Consider the following 17,653-nt stretch of genomic DNA (forward strand, 5'->3'; position numbering starts at 1 on the left):
GCCTCGGCCGTGCCCAGCGCCGTTCACCCTCGAACACCACCGCTGACCCCCACGGCTGCGCCACCCGGGGGGCGTGCTCTCCAGGAAGCCGGTTCCGGCGTCGATGGAGTCGAGCGACGAGTTCGCTCGATCGATGGGTTCGTCCGTCGAGGGGTTCGTCTGTCAACGGGGTCGGCCGGGGATCGGGAGCGCGCGTGCTGAGGTGGCGGGAGCGGTGGTCCACTGCGCGCGCCCTGTGGTCGTGGCTGGTGCGGATCGGGCACGAGGATCCCCGGGTGCGGCGTCGGGGGCGCGTCCTCGTCATCGTCGCCGCGAGCAGCATCGTGGCGCTCATCCCCACGATGTTCGCGCTGATGGCCGTGCTCCCGGACTGGTGGCTCTCCACGACGCTCATCACCGGGCTGTGCCTGGCCAACGCGGCGATGATCGCACTGGCCCGGGCCGGGCACGTCACGGTGTCCGCGGTCGCGCTGCTGGTCCTCAACTTCTCCGCGACGCTGGCCGGCGTCCTGGCCGAGGGGCACGCGTCGAACGCGCCGATCTTCCTGGTCTCACTGGTCCTGATCGCCGGCATCTCCCTGCCGACGCGCGCGCTGCCCTTCGCTCTGGTCGCGTCCTTCGCCGCGACGTTCTGCCTCCCGCTGGTCGTCGGCGGCCGCACCGAACCGGTCGCCTACGTGGAACTCCTCGCGCTCACCACGGTGGTGGCGACCTTCGCGACGCTGATGGCGGGGGTGAACAACTGGGTCATCGACCGCTCCTTCGCCGAGGCCGAGCGCCTGACCGCGGCCCTGCAGGAGGCCAACGCCGACCTGGAGGACCGGGTCGAGCAGCGCACCGCGGCGCTCACGGCCGCCCTGAGCCGGTCCGAGTCGCTGGCCGGCCAGCTCGCGGAGCTCTCCGCCCGCGACCCGCTGACCGGCCTGTACAACCGCCGTCGCCTCGACGAGGAGTTCGACCGCGTCGCCTCGGCCGCGCAGGAGGGGGAGTGCGTCTCCGTGGTCGTGGCGGACCTGGACGACTTCAAGCGGGTCAACGACACCCTCGGCCACCACGTCGGGGACGTCGTGCTCCAGCGCGTGGCCGGCGCGCTGCTCACCGGCAGCCGGGCGTCGGACGTGGTGGCTCGCACCGGCGGGGAGGAGTTCGTCCTGCTGATGCCCGACACCCGCTCGGAGGAGGCGGTGGCGTGCTGCGAGCGGCTGCGCGGTGTCGTCGCGGGCCTCTCCTTCGACGACGTGGCCCCCGGCCTGCGCATGACGGTCAGCATCGGGGTCGCCACCGGCGGCGCCGGCAGCGCGGCCGCGGAGATGCGCGAGATGCTGGTGCAGCAGGCCGACGAGATGCTCTACGCCGCCAAGCGGTCGGGGAAGGACAGGGTGCTGTCCTGCCTGTGGCAGGCGGCGCCGAGCTGAGGACCCCGGCGCGGGGCGCGGTCAGCGCATGGCGACGAGGACCCGACTGGTTCCGTTCTGCCACACCACTCCGGTGTCGCGGAGTCTCGGACCCTCACCGTTCCCGCGACCCGTCGGCGGCGGGGAGGAGCACGCGGTGCCGCAGCGCGAGGCAGGGGTGTTCCCGCCCTTCGCGGATCGCGGTGAGCAACTGCTCGACGTCGGCGGCGCTGAGCCCACCCAGCCAGGTGACGACGTCGAGGCAGAGCGCGCGGAAGGGCACCGGCGCGAGACCGACCTGCGCGCCGGGGCAGCCGGGCGGCGGGGTCTCCAGCCGGATGAGCACGGCGTCGGAGCGGTTGCGCACGACGGGGCGCAGCCGGTGCAGCAGTCCGACCTCGGCGGGGACGAGCAGGATGTGGAGCAGGGGTCGGTCGAGCCGCTTCACCCCTGGCGGGCCTTCCACCGGGGGTTGCGCTTGTTGAGGACGTAGACCTTGCCGTGGCGGCGGACGACGATCGAGCCCTCCTTGTTCTTGAGGGACTTCAGGGATGCGCGGACCTTCACGGGCGTTCCTCCTGCTGGGCGGCGGGACCGGATGCGGGTGGCCGGGGCGGTATCGGGCGGGGCGGTGTCAGGCGGGTGCGGAACTGCCGGCGGCAGCCTTGAGCCGGGTGCCGGGGCTGATGCGCACGCCGTATGCGGCGGCGATCTGCAGGGTCTCCCCGGTGCGGGGGTTTCGCCCGGTGCGGGCGGCCCGCTCGACCCGTTCGACGCTGAGCACACCGGGGAGCCGCACGTCGTCCCCCCCAGCGACGGCCTCGACGAGGACGTCGCCGAGCGCCGTCAGGAGCGCGTCGGCCTGCTCCTCGGGAACGCCACTGCGCTGGGCGAGGGCGACGGTGAGCTCACGACGGTTCACGGGTCCTCCGGGTGCTGCGAGGGTTCGAGGACGGCGCCGGGCGGGAGGCCGCGGTCACCAGCTGGACTTGGTGACGCCGGGCAGTTCCCCGGCGTGGGCCATCTCGCGCAACCGGATGCGGGAGAGGCCGAAGGCGCGCCAGACGCCGCGGGGGCGGCCGTCGACGACGTCGCGGTTGCGCAGCCGGGTGGGGCTGGCGTCGCGGGGGAGGCGCTGCAGCCCGAGGCGTGCGGCGGCGCGCTCCTCCTCGCTCGCGGTGGGGGAGACGGCCAGGCGCTTGAGTTCGGTGCGGCGGCCGGCGTAGCGGGCGACGACCTCGCGGCGCTGCTCGTTGCGGGCGATCTTGCTCTTCTTGGCCATGGTCAGCGCTCCTCGCGGAAGTCGACGTGGCGGCGCACGCGGGGGTCGAACTTGCGCAGCACGAGGCGGTCGGGGTCGTTGCGGCGGTTCTTGCGGGTCACGTACGTGTAGCCGGTGCCGGCGGTGGACTTGAGCTTCACGACCGGGCGGACGTCGGTGGTCTTCGCCATCAGAGCCGTTCTCCCTTGCCGAGGAGTTCGGTGACGACGGCGTCGATGCCGCGGCGGTCGATGGTGCGGATGCCGCGGGCGCTGACGGTGAGGACGACGTTGCGGCGCAGGCTCGGCACGAAGTAGGTGCGGCGCTGGACGTTCGGGTCCCAGCGGCGCTTGGTGCGCCGGTGGGAGTGGGAGACGGCGTGGCCGAAACCCGGGACGGCTCCGGTGACCTGGCAGCGGGCGGACACGGGGGTTCCTCTCGGTCGGGGCGGGTGCGCTACGGTAGTTAATCATAATCGTTCTCAGATAGAGAGGTCCGCTGTGCGCCCAGGAATCCACCCCGGCTACGGCCCCGTCGTCTTCCGCGACAAGTCCGCCGGCACCAGCTTCCTCACCCGTTCCACGCTGGCGACCGCCCCGGCGCGGGAGACGGTCCAGTGGGAGGACGGAGGCACCTACCCCGTCGTGGACGTCGACATCTCCTCCGCCAGCCACCCCTTCTGGACCGGCACCGCGCGGGTCGTCGACACCGAGGGCCGCATCGAGAAGTTCCGCCGCCGCTACGGCACCCCGGGGCAGCAGGCGTGAACGGACAGCGCGACCCCGACCCCCGCCTGCCCGTCACCGTGGTCGCGGCCATGGACGCGGTCCTGCGGGAGTCGCTCACCGCGGGTGCGCTCTGCGACGTCGGCGGCGTCGTCGTCCTCCGCTACGACCTCGGCCCGCGGCGCGCAGACGGCCTGCGCCGCACCGTCAGCGACGCGAGCGGCGTCGTCGAGGACGTCCACGTGCCGCTGGAGCACGCCTGCCTCGGGTGCGCGCTGCGCGAGGACGTCCTGCCCACCCTCGCCGCGATCGCCGCCAGCGGCCGCTGGGAGCACGCACTGCTGGCCCTGCCCGTCACCGCCGAACCCGTCGCCGCCGTCCAGGCCCTCGTCGCCGGCGAGGTGGGCGGCACGGTGATGGAGGAGGTCGTGCGGGTGGCGGGGGTCGTCGCCGTCGCCGACGCGGACACCCTGCTGGCGGACGCCTTCGGCGACGACCTCCTCGAGGAGCGCGGCCTCGCCCTCGCGCAGGACGACCGGCGCGCGGTGGGGGAGGCCCTCGTCCACCAGCTCGAGGAGGCGGACGTCGTCGTCCTCGACGGCGAGCCCTCTCCGGCCACGACCGCCGCGCTGCGCCACCTCTGCGTCCCCGCGCTCCACCTGCTGCGGCTGCACGAGGACACCGGGTCGCTGCTGCGGTCCTGGCGCGGCGCGGCCGGCCTCGACGGGCGCAGCGACCTGCGCCGGGCGGCCCCCAGCGGCGCCCCCGACGGCGACGGTGCCTGGACGCTCGAACTCTCCTCGCCGCGCCCCTTCCACCCGCAGCGCCTGCTGGACCGCCTCGAGGAGCTGGGCGCCGGCAGGCTGCGCGCCCGCGGCGTCTTCTGGCTGCCGGGCCGCCCCGACACCGTCTGCGCCTGGGACGGCGCCGGCGGTCAGCTCAGCATCGGCGACCTCGGCACCTGGGAACCTGGTGAGGAGCGCCGCACCCACCTCGTCGTCACCGGGCTGGACGCGCGGGACCGGGACCGGATCCGCGCCGCGTTCCCCTGCGTGCTGGCGACCCCGACCGAGCAGGCCGCGGTGGAGGGGATCCGCGGCGGCGACGGTTTCGAGGACTGGCTCGGGCCTGCGACGGCCGACGTCCTCACCGGGGCGCACGACGACGGGTGAGGCGCGCCGCCCGGGCGGCGCGCCTCGGCCCCGCGCCGCTCAGGCGGGAGTGCGCAGCAGCCGGTTGGGGCTCTTGGAGCCGGCGCCGGAGACGACGCTCGTGGTCGCCGACCTCACGAGGGCGTCGGCGACGGCCGCGGGGGTGAGCGCGGGCTGCGCGGAGAGCAGCAGTGCCGCGGCCCCGGCGACGTGCGGGGCGGCCATGGAGGTGCCCGACGAGGTCGCCGTGGCGGTGGTGGAGGTGTGCCAGGCGGAGAGGATCGAGGACCCGGGGGCGAACAGGTCCAGGCAGCTGCCGTAGTTGGAGTACGAGGCCCGGGCGTCGGTGGAGGTGGTGGCGCCGACCGTCAGCGCCGCGGCCACCCGTGCCGGGGAGGTTCGGCAGGCGTCTGCGCCGGAGTTGCCCGCGGCGACCGCCACCGAGACGCCGTCGCTGATGAGCGCCTTCACCGCGGCGTCCAGCGCGGAGCTGGCGGGTCCGCCCAGACTGATGTTCGCCACGGCGGGCACCCCGGCTAGGTGGTCCTTGGCGGCCCAGTCGAGCCCGGCGATGATCTGGGAGTAGCTGCCGGAGCCGTCGCAGGCCAGGACGCGCACGGGCACCAGCGTGGCCGCCTTCGCCACTCCGTGGGCGGACCCGGCGAGGGTGCCGGCGACGTGGGTGCCGTGACCGTTGCAGTCGGTGGTGCCCCGGCCGTCGGCGACGGTGGTGAAGCCGGCCCGCACCCTGCCGCCGAAGTCGGCGTGGTCGGCGCGGATGCCGGTGTCGAGGACGTAGGCGGTCACGCCGCTGCCGTCGCCGCTCCAGGTGAACGAGCCGCTGAGGGGCAGCTTGGCCTGGTCGACCCGGTCCAGGCCCCAGCTCGGCGTCGGCGTCTGGGTGCCCTGGACCCGCACCGTGGCGTCGGGCTCGACGGAGAGCACGCGCGGGTTGCGGCGCAGCGCCTCCACGGCCGGTGCCGGCAGCGTCGCGGCGAAGCCGACGAGGGCGGAGCCGTAGACGTGGCTGACCCGGCCGGAGGCGCCGGCCGACTGCCGGGCCAGGGCCGCGGCGTCCGTCCCGGGCTTGAGCTGGACGATCACCGCGGTGCGCTGGGCGGGGGCCGCGACGGCGGCGACGGGGGCGAGCGCGCCGGCGAGGACGGCCAGGGAGGTGGCCGCGGCCCAGGGCAGGGCGCGCGAGCGCCGGCGGGGTGCGGTTGCGGAGCTCATGCTGTCCACCTCGGTGATCGGTCGCGCGCGGCGACGTGCCGGAGCCGGCTGCGCAGGATGCGTGTTGGGAGCCGGTTCGGCTGCCGCACGGCCGAGGTGAAGGGCCGGGCGGGCGGCGTCACCCGTTCGCCACTCGGCGGGGGCCTCCCGCCGGCCCGGATGCGCGCGCTGCGACCATCCCGCAGGCGCAGGCGGCTCAGCGCCGGGCGATCAGCGGGGCCAGCGAGCGCGCCATGTCGCGGGCGCGGGTCAGGTCGTGCGCCGCGACGGGGCGGCGCACGGCGAGGACGCCCTCACGCGGGGCCGGATCGGTGACGTGGAGCAGCACGGCGCGCCCGTCGAGGAGCATGGCGTCCAGGAGGCGCTCGGCGTCGCGCACGGCGACGGCGACCCGCGAGCGCAGCAGGTGCCCGACGGCGGTGGTGCGTGCCAGGCGCAGCAGGAGCGCGTCGTCGTCGAGGTGGTTCAGCTCCGGGCGGCGCAGCAGCAACCGGGCCAGGTCGGCCACCTCGGTGGCGGGGGCGGTGGCGGGGTGGACGGTGCTGCGCGGGTGGTGGTGCACGGTGACTTCCTCGGGGTAGTGCTGGCCGCCAGTCCTTCAGGGCTGTTCCCCTTGGTTCTCGGCGCCGGGGGCGGGTGTCGCGATGGGCTGTCCGGGGGTGGGCCCGGGGGGGCTGCACGACCAGATCACGAGGGAGTCTTGATGAATCGTGTGATCACTGTCCGTCGTCGCGCTGCCGGTGCCGGTCTGGCCGCTCTGGTCGGTCTCGGTGTGGCGGGCTTCCTGCCCGCCGGTGCCCAGGCCGCCACCGACACCACCATCGAGCGCGTCGAGGGCGACTCCCGCTACGCCACCGCGGCCAACGCCTCCGCGAGCGCCTTCCCCGCCGGCGGTTCCAGGACCGTCGTCCTGGCCAGCGGCACCTCCACCGTCGACGCCCTCGCCGCGGCCTTCGTGGCCGGGGCCAACTCCGCCCCCGTGCTGCTGACCGCCCCCACCTCCCTGCCGGCGGAGACCGCGGCGGAGCTGCAGCGTCTGGGCGCCGAGCGCGTCGTCCTCGCCGGCGGCAACGCCGTGATCAGCCAGGCGGTGCAGGAGCAGCTGGCCGGGAGGTTCACGGTCCTGCGCGCCGAGGGCGCCAACCGCTACGACACCGCAGCCAAGCTGGCCGCACTGGTCCCCGGCGCCAAGCCGGCGGTCATCTTCGTCGCCTCCGGTGCGGCCGACGCCGTCGCGATCTCCCCGGTCTCCGCGGCCAAGGGCTGGCCGGTCCTGCTCACCGCACCCACCAGCGTGCCGACCGAGACCAGCGAGGTCCTGGCCGCCAACCCCGACGCCGAGGTCATCGTCCTCGGCGGTGAGGGTGCGGTCTCCGCCGAGACCGCGAAGGCGCTCGGCGCCGACGGCCGCCTCCACGGCGCCACCAGGTTCGAGACCGCCGCCCAGATCGCCGGCTTCGCCATCACGAGGGCCGGTTTCGAGGCCGCCAGCTTCGGCATCGCCCGCGGCGTCAACGGTGCCGGTGGCAACGACCTCGCCGACGCGCTGGCCGCCGGCCCGGTGCTGGCCCGCACCCAGTCGCCACTGCTGCTGGCCGCCGGCGCCACGGAGCTGGGCACCGTCACCGAGCGCTTCCTCAACGAGAACGCCGCTCACTTCACCCGGAACAGCGTCGTCTTCGGCGGCTCCAACGCCGTCGCCGCCCAGGTGCTGGAGCGCGTCGCCGCGGCCACCGGTGCCAAGGTGCCCGTCCCCGCGCCGCCGAGGCCCACCTCCCCGACGCCGACGCCGACCCCGACGCCGACGCCGACCCCGACGCCGTAGCGCCCGGCGCCGCCGGGGCGGCACCGAGGAGCGCTCAGGAGACGGCCGCGAGGACGGCCGGCGCCGCCTCGGACCAGCGTTCCTGCCACGGCCCCGGCGGGGCGACGCCCGCCGCGGCCGTCGCCGCGGTGGACAGCACGGAGAACGCGGGGCGTGGCGCCGGGCGCGGGAAGCCCGCCGTGTCCGTCGCGCGGATCCGCGCCTGATCCGCGCCCAGCGACACCGCCACGGTGCGGGCGAACTCCCACCACGACGCGCGCCCCGCACTGGTGGCCGCGTAGCAGCCGGCGGGGGCCTGCGCGTCCACCAGTGCCACCAGTTGCGCCGCCACGTCGGCCGTCCACGTCGGGGAGCCGACCTGGTCGTCCACCACTGCGATGGTCTCCCGCTCGGCGAGCAGCCGCGCGATCGTCTTCGGGAAGCATCCGCCGTGCTCGCCGTACAACCACGCCGTTCGCACCACGAGCGCGTCGGGGGCCAGCGCCTGCACGGCCCACTCTCCCGCGGCCTTGGTGCGCCCGTACGCCGAGCGCGGCGCCTGGGGCGCGTCCTCCGGGTACGGCTCCCGTGCCGTCCCGTCGAAGACGTAGTCGGTGGAGACGTGCACCAGCCGCGCACCCGCCGACGCGCACTCCCGCGCCACCACCGCGGCGCCTGTCGCGTTGACCGCGAACGCCTCCGCCTCCCGGGTCTCGGCGTCGTCGACCGCCGTCCAGGCCGCGCAGTTGACGACGACGCCCGCACCGGTCACCGCGCTGCGCACCTGCTCCGCGACCGTGACGTCCGCATCGCCGCGGAGCACGGCGCGCACCTCCGCACCTCGCCCGCGCAGGTGCGCCACCACGTCCTGCCCCAGCATCCCGCCCGCGCCCAGGACCACCCAGCTACTACGCACGGCGACCATCCTGCCGCTCTCCGTGTCGGCCGTCTCCTAGAGTGCGAGTGTGGACGTGGAGGAGCTCGGGATCGAGGGTGCGTGGGTCTTCCGCCCCCGGCTGCACGCCGACGAACGGGGGACGTTCGTCGAGCAGTACACGGCGCTGTCCCTCGCAGGCGTCGCCGGGCACCCCCTGCACGTCGCCCAGGTCAACGCCTCCGTGTCGGCCGCGGGCGTCGTGCGCGGTGTGCACTTCGCCGACGTCCCCCCGGGCCAGGCCAAGTACGTCACCTGCACGTCCGGTGCGATCCTCGACGTGGTCGTCGACCTGCGGGAGGGGTCCGCGACCTTCGGGGCGTGGCGGGCGGTGCTGCTCGACGACGTGGACCGGGCCGCGGTCTACCTGTCCGAGGGGCTCGGTCACGCCTTCTGCTCCCTCGACGACGACTCGACCGTCGTCTACCTGTGTTCCTCGGGCTACGCGCCGAGCCGGGAGCACGGCATCCACCCCCTCGACACGGACCTCGGCATCGACTGGCCCGCAGCCGACAGGCACGGGCATCCGCTGACGCTGCGGATGTCGCCCAAGGACGCCACAGCCCCGTCGCTCGCCCAGGCGCGGGCGCAGGAACTGCTGCCCGACGCCGCCGAGTGCGCCCGCTGGCGGCGCGAACTCGTCGGCCACGGCTGAGGAGCCTCGGCGACATCTGGTCCGGTCGGGCGGCAGACCCCCGTCGATCCGGGGCAGACTCGTGGTGGCCGGACCTTCGGGAGCCCGGGCGCCGAGGTGGCGCGCATCCGTCGTGGGAAGGGGAGACCGTGGCCGAGGACGGACGCCGGGCGCGCGACGACCGCGACGTCCCCTACTACTACCGGCGGCCGCGCTCCAGGCACCGCTGGGTCGACGCCGTCCTGGAGGCCTGGTTCGCCTTCGTGGGCCCCGCGCAGGGGGTCACCGACCGCACGCCCCAGCGCGGCCCGCGCACCCCCGAGGAGGCCGCCGCCGGGTACGGCGACTGGGAGCGCGTGACCGCCCCGGACGGCCGCACCTTCCTCGTGCCCCGCAGCGGGGACGCCCCGCGGGAGTGACCTCCGCGCTCCATCGGCCGAATCCTTCAGTTCCGCAAGCATCGGCCGATGGAGCACCTGTGACCCTCCTGCCGCCCACCGTCCTCCGCGCAGCCCTGCCCGGCGCCGCCTCCGAGGAGGAGGCCGTCGCGCTGGCCCCCTCCTCGGGCCTGGAGCTCGGCTACCTCACGATCCAGGCCGGTCTCGCCGTCGGGTCCGCCATCGACGCCGCCGCCGCCGAGCTCGGCGTGGTCGGCTCCGACCTGCGCGCCCTCTACGGCCTCGCCGTCCACGGCACCCTCCCCGCCGGTGCGCTGGCCCAGGTCCTCGCGCTGCAGCAGTCCACCGTCACGCTCATCTCCGATCGGCTGGAGAGCGGCGGGCTGCTGCTGCGGGAGCGCGACCCCGCCGACCGGCGGCGCGTCCTGCTGCGCCCCACCCCCGCCGGGGAGGCCCTCCTCGCGCAGGCGGCGGCGCGCGTCCGCGTCGAGCTGCAGGAGCTGTTCGCCCCGCTCTCGCCGGCCGCCGCCGCCAGCCTGGCCGCCCTGCTCGGCGAGGTCGTCGAGCCCTGGCTGCTCCAGCGCCTGCCCGGCCGCACCGCCGCCTGAACCACCGCCGAGCAGTCCGGCGCGAGCATCCGGGAGATCGCGTCCAGCTCCAGCGAGGCCGCCCGCGTTCCGTCGTGGACTCCCTCCACCACTGAGCGACCTCCGGCAGGGGGCCCGGCAGCCGGTGCCCCGGAGGTGCTCGCTCCGATCAGCGACAGACAGGCCCGCAGACGCACGGACGTGCGTCTGCGGGCCTGTCTGCGGGGTGGCCGGTCAGGGGCAGGTGGTCTGCTCGGGCAGGCGGAAGCGGGCCACGACGGACTGCAGCTCGGCGGCCATGTGGGCCAGTTCGGCGGTGGCCTGCTGGGCCTGGCCGACGCCCTCGGTGGTGACGCGGGCGGCGTCGGCGACACCGCCGATGCGGGAGGCGATCTGGTCCGCGCCGGTGGCGACGTCGCCCACGTTGCGGTTCATCTCCGAGGTGGTGGCGGTCTGCTCCTCCACCGCCGCGGCGATGGTGACCTGGTAGGCGTTGATGCGCTCGATGGTGTCGGTGATGCCGGCGATGGCGGCGACCGCACCTGTGGTGTCGGTCTGGATGGCCGCGACGCGGCGGGAGATGTCCTCCGTGGCGCGGGCGGTCTGCTGGGCCAGTTCCTTGACCTCGCCGGCCACCACGGCGAAGCCCTTGCCGGCCTCCCCGGCGCGGGCGGCCTCGATGGTGGCGTTGAGGGCGAGCAGGTTGGTCTGCTCCGCGATGGCGGTGATGGCCTTGACGACCTCGCTGATCTCGGCGGAGGACTTGCCGAGGCGGACGATGGTGGCGTTGGTGACCTGCGCCTCGGACACCGCGGAGGCGGCGACCTCGGCGGCCTGCCCGGCGTTGGAGGCGATCTCCACGATGGAGGTGCCCATCTCCTCGCTGCCGGCGGCCACGGTCTGCACGTTGGCCGAGATCTGCCCGGCCGCTGCGGCCACCGCGTCGGCCTGGGTGGAGGCGACGTCGGCGGAGGCGGCGATCTGGGTGGAGGTGCTGCTCAGCTCCTCCGACGCCGCGGCCAGCGCGGTGGAGGAGGTGGCGATGGCCTGCACCGCGGCACCGACGCCGCGCTGGGCGGTGCGCAGGGCCTGCGCCATCACGCCGAGCTCGCAGGTGGTGTGGACGTCGACGCTGCGGGTCAGGTCGCCCTCGGCCATGCCCTCCACCGCGTAGGCGACCCGCCGCAGCCCGATGATGATCATCTTGGCGATGAGGACACCGAGGCCGACGGCCAGGCCGAGTCCGGCGACGAGAACGGTGATCATGGTGGTGCGGGCGGAGGCGTAGGCCTCCTTCCCGGCGGCCACGGTGGCGGCGGCCTCGGCCTTCTCGACCTGCTCGACGCGGTCGAGGGCGTCGGCCATCTCGGAGATGACGGGCTGGGCGACCTCGTCGCGCACCCGCTGGAAGCCGGCCAGGTCGTTGGCGCGGCTGAGCGGGATCAGCTGCTCGTCCCGGATGGCCCGGAACTGCGCCAGGGCCTCCTCGAAGGTCTCCCAGTCCGCGCGCTGGCCCTTCAGGCCGAGGGCCTCGTAGGCGGCGGCCGCGGCGTCGAGGTCGGTGTCGGTCTCCTCCATCTTCTGCTCGTACTCGGCCATCGTGGCCTCGTCCAGGGAGGAGGCGTGGTAGCCGATGAGCATCCGCGACTTGATCTGCTCCTGGTGCACCCGACCGCGCTCGATGAGACCGGTGACGTTGTCGTCGTAGAGGGTTCCCATGCCGGCGTTCGTCGTGCTCAGCGACTTCAGTCCCACCATCGCCACCAGGCCCGCCACGACAGCCAGGAGTGCGATGACGCCGAGGATGCGGGTCGCGACGCCGCGGTTGGTCAGCCAGCGGATCACCGCTCGTTGCTCGAGCCACCGGGTCATCGCGTCCGTCTCCACGACGTCCTCCACCTGCTTGAAGGGTGTCCGGGCGCTGCGGTCGCAGCGGCGGGGCTGGGCGCGCACCGACTCGATCCGCGCTCAGCACTCCCCATCGGCAACGGCGGGTTGCCGCCTGAGCGGACGGGTTCCTGCATTCGTGCAGGAATTCCGCTCAGGAGGGCAACCCCTGTTGCCGATAGAGGTGTGTGCTCGCTTCCTCGACGGTGCTGCGGCCCTCCACGCTCGAGCTGGTGCCGGGAGCCGCGGACGCCGCGACCGGCGCCGGCGCTCCTGCCGCCGCGAGCACCGCCACAGCGCTGACGCACCTGCGGCGGCACCTGCAGGAGGGCATCGACGCCCTCGCGGAGGCCCTCGCCCGGACCGAGGCGCTGTGCGGGCAGCTCGACGGCGACGCCGGCCCCGACGACGCCCCGGCCCTGGAACAGGTCCCGGTCCTCTCCTGCCGCGTCGGGGAGGCCGTGACCCGGTTGAGCGAGGCCGACAGCCGCTGGCGCCGCGCGGAGGTCCGCGCCCTGCACGAGCGGGGCCTGAGCACCCGCGCCATCGCCAAGCTGCTCGGCGTCAGCCACCAGCGCATCAGCGTCCTGCTCAAGGACACCGCCGCGTCTGCGTGAGGGCCCCGGCAGGCCCGACCCGCGCGCCGGATCCCCGGAACGGCGAACGCCCTCCCCCGCCTCGACGGCGGGGGAGGGCGTCGCGCGATCCGCGGCCGCTCAGCCGCGGCGGTACTCCTCCAGCAGCGCGGACGCCTCGGCTGCACCCGCCCGCAGGACCGCCAGGTCGGCCTCGGTGAACTCGGTCGGGGCCAGGCCGATGACGCAGTGCGCACCGACGACGTGACCCTGCGGGGTGGTCACCGGCACGCCGGCGTAGCAGGCGTCACCACCGGCCAGCAGCAGCAACGGGTTGTCGTGCTGGACCGGGTCGTTCGCCGCGTCCGGCACGACGTAGGGGGCGCGCTCGACGACCGCGGTGGCGCAGAAGGACCACTCCACCGGGATGCCGCCACCCGACTCCAACAGCCCGGGTGCGCCGCTGGCCCCGAGCACCATCATCGCGGAGTCCAGCACCACCGAGACCATCCCGATGGGCTGGCCCAGGGCGCGCGCGCTGCGGACGGACAGCTCGTCCATGCGCCGGCGCAGCTCGGGGTGGTCCAGGTCGTAGACGGCGATCGCGGCGAGGCGGTCGTAGTCGGCGAGGGCGACGCTGTGGTCGATCACGAGGAGGCTCCGGAGCGGCTGGCGGGGTGGGTCATGGCGAAGGCGGCGGTGAGCCGCGCGTGGCTCTCGAGCCGGATGCGCAGGGCGCGGGCGCACAGGCCCATGACGCCGTCGGGGTAGGCGTCCATCGCGGCGAGGAGGCGCTCCAGCGACGGCCGGTCCCCCTCCTGGCCCGTCAGGCGCGCCGACGCCAGCAGTTCCCGCCAGATCTCCACGGCCGCGCGGGAGTAGGCCCGCTCGACCGCGGTGCGGGCATCGGCCAGGGTCGGGGGCCGCAGGCCGTAGGCGGCACTCGCGGCCGTCTCCATCGTGGGCATCAAGCTCGACTCACCGTCTCACCGCTCGGCATCGGAGGCCCGGTGTCGCGACGGCCTCCCTGACTCCCTGTACCTCGGCAGGAAGCCGCCCCGGCTGGAGGTCCGGCCTCCTCACGGTGCCCGGTGCCGCGCGGGACGCCTCCCCGTGCCTCTCCCCGCGACGGGCTCAAGGAGCGGCCCGGACGTGCCGATACGTCGTCCGGGGGCGTCGTGCCCCCGTCGAGGGAGGGCGGAACGTGCAGGTCCAGAGCCCGCGGCCACCGGCCGGGGAGCGCACCCGCAGGCGGCTCCTCCCCCAGGGGACGCCGCTGCCCGACGACGTCTGGCTGGCGCGGCACCGCGCGTTCCTCGTCTCCGCCTGGGTCGCCTGCGCGACGGTCCTCGCCTGGGCCGCGGCCACGCGGGGGATGTGGCACGGCCTCGCCGACGCCGTCCCGGTCGCCCTCGCCGCGCTGCTGGCCACCCTCGCCGGGCGCCGCAGCCGCCAGCTCCGCCGGGAGATCGCCTCCTCCGCCGTGATGCTGGCGCTCATGACGGCCGCCGCGGTCGCCGTCCACCTCTCCGGTGGCCTCATCGAGGCGCACTTCCTGTTCTTCATCGCCGTCGGGGCGGCCGCCGCCTACCAGACGTGGGCGCCGTTCCTCACGGCCATCGGCTTCGTCGTCCTCCACCACGGCGTGATGGGCACGCTCGCCGGGCAGGCGATCTTCAACCACCCCGGCGCGCAGGAGCGGCCCTGGGTGTGGGCGCTCGTCCACGCCGGGCTGCTGGCCGTCGCCGCGGCCGTCGGCATCGCCTCCTGGCGCGCCGACGAGGTGGTGCGCGCCCGGCTGGCGGACCTCGCCGCCCGCTCCCGGCTGATCGTGAGCACCGTCGAGGACGGCATCGTGGCCGTCGACCGCACCGGGCGGGTGGTCGACGCCAACCCGGCGGCCGTGCGCCTGCTCGCGCGGGGCGGCAGCCCTGTCGGGGTACCGCTGGAGGACCTGCTGCCCGGGGTGTGCGACGGGCAGCAGATGTGCGCGCTGGTGCGCGGCGAGCGCCCGGTGGCGCCGCACCGGACGTACGTGCCGGCGGGCGCCGACGCCGACGCCGTGCCGGTGTCGGTGACCGTCGTGCCCGTGCAGACCGACGACGCCGTCTGCGCCGTGGTGACGCTGCGGGACCTGTCCACCGCGGCGCGGGCCGCCACCGCCGAACGCGCCCTCATCGACCTCGCCGAGCGGGAGCGGGTCCAGCGCGAGGACGTCGCCGCGCTGCTGGCCGCGGTGCGCCCCCCGGCGCTGCACGTCGAGGGGCTGGACATCGCCGTCGCCTACGAGCCGGCCGCCAGCGCACCGGCCGGCGGGGACCTCTACGACTGGGTGGCGCTGCCGTCGGGGGAGGTGCTGCTCGTCGTGGTCGACGCGATGGGACGCGGCACCGCCGCCACCCGCGAGGCGCTCGCCGTCACCTCCACCGTCCGCACCCTGGCCGTCGCCGGCTGCCCGCTGGAGGAGCTGGTCTCCCAGGCCGGCGCCGCGCTGGAGGTCACCCACCCCGACCTGCTCGCCACGCTGCTCGTCGCGCTGCTCGACCCCGCCACGGGCCGAGTCCGCCTCGCCGGCGGTGGGCACCCGCCGGCGCTCGTGGTGACCGGCCGCGGGGCGCGCGAGGTCAGCGCGGAGGGCCTCGGCGTGGGCTACCCCGACCCCGGCAGCTTCGCCGTGCGGGAGGTCGTGCTGGCGGAGGGCGACAGCCTCGTGCTCTACACCGACGGCCTCATCGAGGGCACGCGCGACCTGGCCGAGGGCCTGCGCGAGCTGGCCGCCACCGCCGCGGGCCTGGCGGGACGGCCCCCGGCCGAGTTCGCGCGGCGGCTGCTCACCGACGTCACCACCTGCGCCCTCGACGACGACGACTGCCTGGCCATCGTCGTCCGGCGCTCGGCCACCGCTCCCCGCGCGGCCGGTGCGCCCGCCGCGACGGCGTCCTCCCCCGTCCGGTAGCGCGCTGTCCCGGCCCTAGCATCTCGACGGCCGGGACCGCCCGGGATGTGCGGGGCGCCTGCAAGGCCGAGGCTGGCCCCTGTACCGGCCGGTGGGCCGGGCCCCGCCCGGGGCCGCACCGGAGGGCAGACGGGGGGAGCTCGTGGTGGAGGCTGTGCGCTCCCTGCTGCGGGGCGTGCAGGAGCGGTTGCGCCGCCACGACCTCTACCTGATCTCCGCCGGCATCACCTTCTACGCGGCGGTGGCGCTGCTGCCGTGGGCCGTGATCTCCTTCCGGCTGCTGGCGGCCGTGGTCGGCGCGGAGCAGGTGGTGCGGCTGGCCACCGCCGCCGCGGGGGCGCTGCCCGACGCCCACGACCCCGAGGGGGTGGTCACCGCCGTGGTGACCACCGCGGTGCAGCTGCCCTGGCCGCTCGTCGCCGTCGCGGTGCTGCCCGCCACCCTGTGGGCGGAGGGCCTGCGCCGCGGGTTCGCGCGGGTCAGCACCCCCGGCCAGGAGCTGCCGCCGTCGGGTCCGGGGCGCACGGCGACGTGGCGGGTGCGGCTGGCCTCCCTGCCGCTGCTGCTGCTCGCTGCCCCCGCCGTCGTGCTGGGCCTGCTGCACCTGGCCCGGCTCCTGCTGCGGGTGCTGGAGCCGGGCGGGGCCGGGGCCGTGGCGCTGGCGGTGTACGTGGCCCTGAACGCGGTGTGGCTGCTGCTGTCCCCGGTCCTGCTCTACGCCTACCGCCTGCTGGGGCCGGTGCGGCCGTCGTGGCGGGCGGCGCTGTGGGCGTCCTTCGGGACCGGCGCGTTCATCTCCGGGTTCTCGCAGGGGGCCGTGCTGTTCCTCGCGATCCCGGTGGACCTGGGCGCGCCGTTCGGCGGGTTCGGCGCCGTCGGAGCCGCGGTCGCCGCGGGGCTGTGGCTGTGGGCCTTCACCGCGATGGCGGTGTACGGCTACGCGCTCGGCCTGGAGGTCGACGAGAGGTCCCGGGCCGGGGGACGACACCGGACCCGGGGTGCGTGACCCGGGGTGCGTGACACGAGAGCCGCGGAGATCCAGGCTGGGGCCGGGCACGGGCATCGAGGGGGCGGCGTGGACGGTGTGACGACGGCGGCGGAGTCGGAGGCGGCGGAGGTCCTGCGCCGGATGGCGCTCGACGAGGGGCTCGCCGCGCGGGTGCTGGCCGATCCCGCTCTGGCCGCGGTCGCCCGCCGCATCGCGCGCCGCTACGTCGCGGGGGAGTCCCTCCCCGAGGCGCTGGACCGGGCGCAGGCCATCGCCGCGCGGGGCCACGGGGTGAGCCTGGAGTTCGTGGGGGAGAGCATCCGCGACGAGCAGGTGGCGGAGGAGGCCACCCGCACGTTCCTCGACGTGGCCGCGGGGATCGGCGCCCGCGGGCTGCCCGGCAGCGTCTCCTTCGACCTGTCCCACGTGGGGCTCGTCATCGACCCCGAGCTGGGCCACCGCAACGCCGTGCGCATCGCCGAGGCGGCCGCCGCCGCCGGCGCGGAGCTGATGATCTCGGCGGAGGGTTCCGGCCGCACGGACCTGGTGCTCGACACCTACGAGCGCCTCGCGTCGAGCCATCCCCACGTCGGGGTGACGCTGCAGGCGCGGTTGCACCGGACGCCGGGGGACCTGCGGCGCGTCCTCGCGCTGCCCGGCCGCGTCCGGCTGGTGAAGGGGGCGTTCTCCGAGCCGGAGGAGGTCGCGCTCACCCGCGGCAGCACCGCCCTGCGCGGGGCGTACCTGGAGATGGCGGCGGAACTCGTGCGCAGCGGGCACCCCGTGTCCGTCGCCACCCACGACGGGGAGCTCCTCGCCGCGCTGGAGGAGCGCTGCGGGGACGCGCTGGGCGGGGGGCACGTGCTGTTCGAGATGCTGCTCGGGCTCGGTGGGGATTCCCTGGACCGGCTGCGCGGGAAGGGCTACCGGACCTCCGAGTACGTGGTGTTCGGCACGCAGTGGTGGCTCTACGTCCTGAACCGGATGGCCGAGGAGCCGGGGCGGGTGTTCACCGCGCTCGCCGACGCGGCGGGTCGCTGACGCCGGGCCCCCGGGGCGTGCCCGCGGCGCACTGAGCGCCCGCCCCGGCCGGGTCGCACGCGCTGCCCGGCCGGGACGAACCCCA

At 75.6% G+C, this 17,653-nt stretch carries 23 protein-coding genes; 11 read left to right on the forward strand and 12 right to left on the reverse strand.

Annotated elements, in window-relative coordinates; all coding sequences use genetic code 11:
* Positions 1-275: 275 nt before the first annotated feature.
* Entirely contained in the window at positions 276-1,415 is a 1,140-nt protein-coding gene (locus CLV92_RS13625; RefSeq protein WP_146099532.1) for a GGDEF domain-containing protein, read from the forward strand.
* A 94-nt stretch (positions 1,416-1,509) separates the two neighbouring features.
* On the opposite strand, the gene CLV92_RS13630 is transcribed toward CLV92_RS13625, so the two are convergent.
* From CLV92_RS13630 to rpmB, 6 genes are all read right to left on the reverse strand, one after another.
* Positions 1,510-1,842, reverse strand: a complete 333-nt coding sequence (locus CLV92_RS13630; RefSeq protein WP_104433448.1) for a hypothetical protein — start codon at positions 1,840-1,842, stop codon at positions 1,510-1,512.
* The gene (gene ykgO / locus CLV92_RS13635) at positions 1,839-1,961 is read right to left on the reverse strand and encodes a type B 50S ribosomal protein L36 (RefSeq protein ID WP_104433450.1); all 123 of its coding nucleotides are present in this window, start codon (positions 1,959-1,961) and stop codon (positions 1,839-1,841) included. The genes CLV92_RS13630 and ykgO overlap by 4 nt, the downstream gene beginning before the upstream one ends.
* A 67-nt stretch (positions 1,962-2,028) precedes the next feature.
* Positions 2,029-2,316 carry an HU family DNA-binding protein gene (locus CLV92_RS13640; RefSeq protein WP_104433452.1) on the reverse strand — a complete coding sequence of 96 codons (288 nt, stop codon included), beginning with the start codon at positions 2,314-2,316 and terminating at the stop codon, positions 2,029-2,031.
* A 54-nt stretch (positions 2,317-2,370) separates the two neighbouring features.
* A complete protein-coding gene (gene rpsN, locus CLV92_RS13645; protein WP_104433454.1) occupies positions 2,371-2,676 on the reverse strand; it encodes a 30S ribosomal protein S14 in 306 nt (101 codons plus the stop codon).
* 2 nt (positions 2,677-2,678) lie between these two features.
* Complete coding sequence (gene rpmG, locus CLV92_RS13650; protein ID WP_104433456.1) at positions 2,679-2,846, reverse strand: 50S ribosomal protein L33; 168 nt, start codon at positions 2,844-2,846, stop codon at positions 2,679-2,681.
* Positions 2,846-3,082 carry a 50S ribosomal protein L28 gene (gene rpmB, locus CLV92_RS13655; RefSeq protein ID WP_104433458.1) on the reverse strand — a complete coding sequence of 79 codons (237 nt, stop codon included), beginning with the start codon at positions 3,080-3,082 and terminating at the stop codon, positions 2,846-2,848. The genes rpmG and rpmB overlap by 1 nt, the downstream gene beginning before the upstream one ends.
* Positions 3,083-3,155: 73 nt before the next feature.
* On the opposite strand from rpmB, the gene CLV92_RS13660 reads away from it, so the two are divergent.
* Entirely contained in the window at positions 3,156-3,422 is a 267-nt protein-coding gene (locus CLV92_RS13660) for a type B 50S ribosomal protein L31 (RefSeq protein WP_104433460.1), read from the forward strand.
* Positions 3,419-4,552: a GTP-binding protein gene (locus CLV92_RS13665; RefSeq protein WP_104433462.1), complete on the forward strand. Its 1,134-nt coding sequence runs from the start codon at positions 3,419-3,421 to the stop codon at positions 4,550-4,552. The genes CLV92_RS13660 and CLV92_RS13665 overlap by 4 nt, the downstream gene beginning before the upstream one ends.
* A 39-nt stretch (positions 4,553-4,591) precedes the next feature.
* Here CLV92_RS13665 and CLV92_RS13670 read toward each other — a convergent pair whose 3' ends face one another.
* Positions 4,592-5,764 carry a S8 family peptidase gene (locus tag CLV92_RS13670; protein WP_104433464.1) on the reverse strand — a complete coding sequence of 391 codons (1,173 nt, stop codon included), beginning with the start codon at positions 5,762-5,764 and terminating at the stop codon, positions 4,592-4,594.
* A gap of 196 nt (positions 5,765-5,960) precedes the next feature.
* A complete protein-coding gene (locus tag CLV92_RS13675) occupies positions 5,961-6,326 on the reverse strand; it encodes a hypothetical protein (RefSeq protein WP_146099533.1) in 366 nt (121 codons plus the stop codon).
* A gap of 141 nt (positions 6,327-6,467) precedes the next feature.
* Here CLV92_RS13675 and CLV92_RS22450 point away from each other — a divergent pair, with 141 nt between their 5' ends.
* Positions 6,468-7,589: a cell wall-binding repeat-containing protein gene (locus CLV92_RS22450; protein ID WP_104433468.1), complete on the forward strand. Its 1,122-nt coding sequence runs from the start codon at positions 6,468-6,470 to the stop codon at positions 7,587-7,589.
* 34 nt (positions 7,590-7,623) lie between these two features.
* On the opposite strand, the gene rfbD is transcribed toward CLV92_RS22450, so the two are convergent.
* Positions 7,624-8,493: a dTDP-4-dehydrorhamnose reductase gene (gene rfbD, locus CLV92_RS13685; protein WP_104433470.1), complete on the reverse strand. Its 870-nt coding sequence runs from the start codon at positions 8,491-8,493 to the stop codon at positions 7,624-7,626.
* A 40-nt stretch (positions 8,494-8,533) separates the two neighbouring features.
* Between rfbD and CLV92_RS13690 the strand changes: the two genes are divergently transcribed.
* The 3 genes from CLV92_RS13690 (at position 8,534) to CLV92_RS21490 (ending at position 10,142) form a co-directional block, all read left to right on the forward strand.
* Complete coding sequence (locus tag CLV92_RS13690) at positions 8,534-9,157, forward strand: dTDP-4-dehydrorhamnose 3,5-epimerase family protein (protein WP_104433472.1); 624 nt, start codon at positions 8,534-8,536, stop codon at positions 9,155-9,157.
* A gap of 128 nt (positions 9,158-9,285) precedes the next feature.
* Positions 9,286-9,555: a hypothetical protein gene (locus CLV92_RS21485; RefSeq protein ID WP_158257242.1), complete on the forward strand. Its 270-nt coding sequence runs from the start codon at positions 9,286-9,288 to the stop codon at positions 9,553-9,555.
* 59 nt (positions 9,556-9,614) lie between these two features.
* The gene (locus CLV92_RS21490; RefSeq protein WP_158257243.1) at positions 9,615-10,142 is read left to right on the forward strand and encodes a MarR family winged helix-turn-helix transcriptional regulator; all 528 of its coding nucleotides are present in this window, start codon (positions 9,615-9,617) and stop codon (positions 10,140-10,142) included.
* A gap of 213 nt (positions 10,143-10,355) precedes the next feature.
* On the opposite strand, the gene CLV92_RS13700 is transcribed toward CLV92_RS21490, so the two are convergent.
* Positions 10,356-12,074: a methyl-accepting chemotaxis protein gene (locus tag CLV92_RS13700; RefSeq protein ID WP_104433476.1), complete on the reverse strand. Its 1,719-nt coding sequence runs from the start codon at positions 12,072-12,074 to the stop codon at positions 10,356-10,358.
* 122 nt (positions 12,075-12,196) lie between these two features.
* Between CLV92_RS13700 and CLV92_RS13705 the strand changes: the two genes are divergently transcribed.
* Entirely contained in the window at positions 12,197-12,625 is a 429-nt protein-coding gene (locus CLV92_RS13705) for a hypothetical protein (protein WP_104433478.1), read from the forward strand.
* 99 nt (positions 12,626-12,724) lie between these two features.
* Here the strand turns inward: CLV92_RS13705 and CLV92_RS13710 are convergent, their stop codons facing one another.
* A complete protein-coding gene (locus tag CLV92_RS13710) occupies positions 12,725-13,234 on the reverse strand; it encodes a GAF domain-containing protein (protein ID WP_211291120.1) in 510 nt (169 codons plus the stop codon).
* Positions 13,231-13,551 carry a hypothetical protein gene (locus CLV92_RS13715; protein WP_104433480.1) on the reverse strand — a complete coding sequence of 107 codons (321 nt, stop codon included), beginning with the start codon at positions 13,549-13,551 and terminating at the stop codon, positions 13,231-13,233. Before CLV92_RS13715 ends, CLV92_RS13710 begins: the two co-directional genes overlap by 4 nt.
* A gap of 236 nt (positions 13,552-13,787) precedes the next feature.
* Here CLV92_RS13715 and CLV92_RS13720 point away from each other — a divergent pair, with 236 nt between their 5' ends.
* The 3 genes from CLV92_RS13720 to CLV92_RS13730 all read left to right on the forward strand — a co-directional run bounded on the left by CLV92_RS13720 (position 13,788) and on the right by CLV92_RS13730 (position 17,568).
* Positions 13,788-15,539 (forward strand): PP2C family protein-serine/threonine phosphatase, encoded by a 1,752-nt coding sequence (locus CLV92_RS13720; RefSeq protein ID WP_104433482.1) that lies wholly within the window; start codon positions 13,788-13,790, stop codon positions 15,537-15,539.
* 145 nt (positions 15,540-15,684) lie between these two features.
* Complete coding sequence (locus CLV92_RS13725; RefSeq protein WP_158257244.1) at positions 15,685-16,545, forward strand: YhjD/YihY/BrkB family envelope integrity protein; 861 nt, start codon at positions 15,685-15,687, stop codon at positions 16,543-16,545.
* Positions 16,546-16,614: 69 nt separating this feature from the next.
* Positions 16,615-17,568, forward strand: a complete 954-nt coding sequence (locus CLV92_RS13730) for a proline dehydrogenase family protein (RefSeq protein WP_211291121.1) — start codon at positions 16,615-16,617, stop codon at positions 17,566-17,568.
* The last annotated feature ends 85 nt before the right edge of the window (positions 17,569-17,653 follow it).

It is taken from the genome of Kineococcus xinjiangensis, assembly GCF_002934625.1.
In the GTDB taxonomy this organism is placed as follows: Bacteria; Actinomycetota; Actinomycetes; order Actinomycetales; family Kineococcaceae; genus Kineococcus_A; species Kineococcus_A xinjiangensis.

Bases quoted from the DNA above. Each gene is read 5' to 3' on its own strand.
- rfbD (WP_104433470.1), bottom strand. From the start codon at position 8,493: ATGGTCGCCGTGCGTAGTAGCTGGGTGGTCCTGGGCGCGGGCGGGATG.
- rpsN (WP_104433454.1), bottom strand. From the start codon at position 2,676: ATGGCCAAGAAGAGCAAGATCGCCCGCAACGAGCAGCGCCGCGAGGTC.
- CLV92_RS13715 (WP_104433480.1), bottom strand. From the start codon at position 13,551: ATGCCCACGATGGAGACGGCCGCGAGTGCCGCCTACGGCCTGCGGCCC.
- rpmG (WP_104433456.1), bottom strand. From the start codon at position 2,846: ATGGCGAAGACCACCGACGTCCGCCCGGTCGTGAAGCTCAAGTCCACC.
- CLV92_RS22450 (WP_104433468.1), top strand. From the start codon at position 6,468: ATGAATCGTGTGATCACTGTCCGTCGTCGCGCTGCCGGTGCCGGTCTG.
- CLV92_RS13670 (WP_104433464.1), bottom strand. From the start codon at position 5,764: ATGAGCTCCGCAACCGCACCCCGCCGGCGCTCGCGCGCCCTGCCCTGG.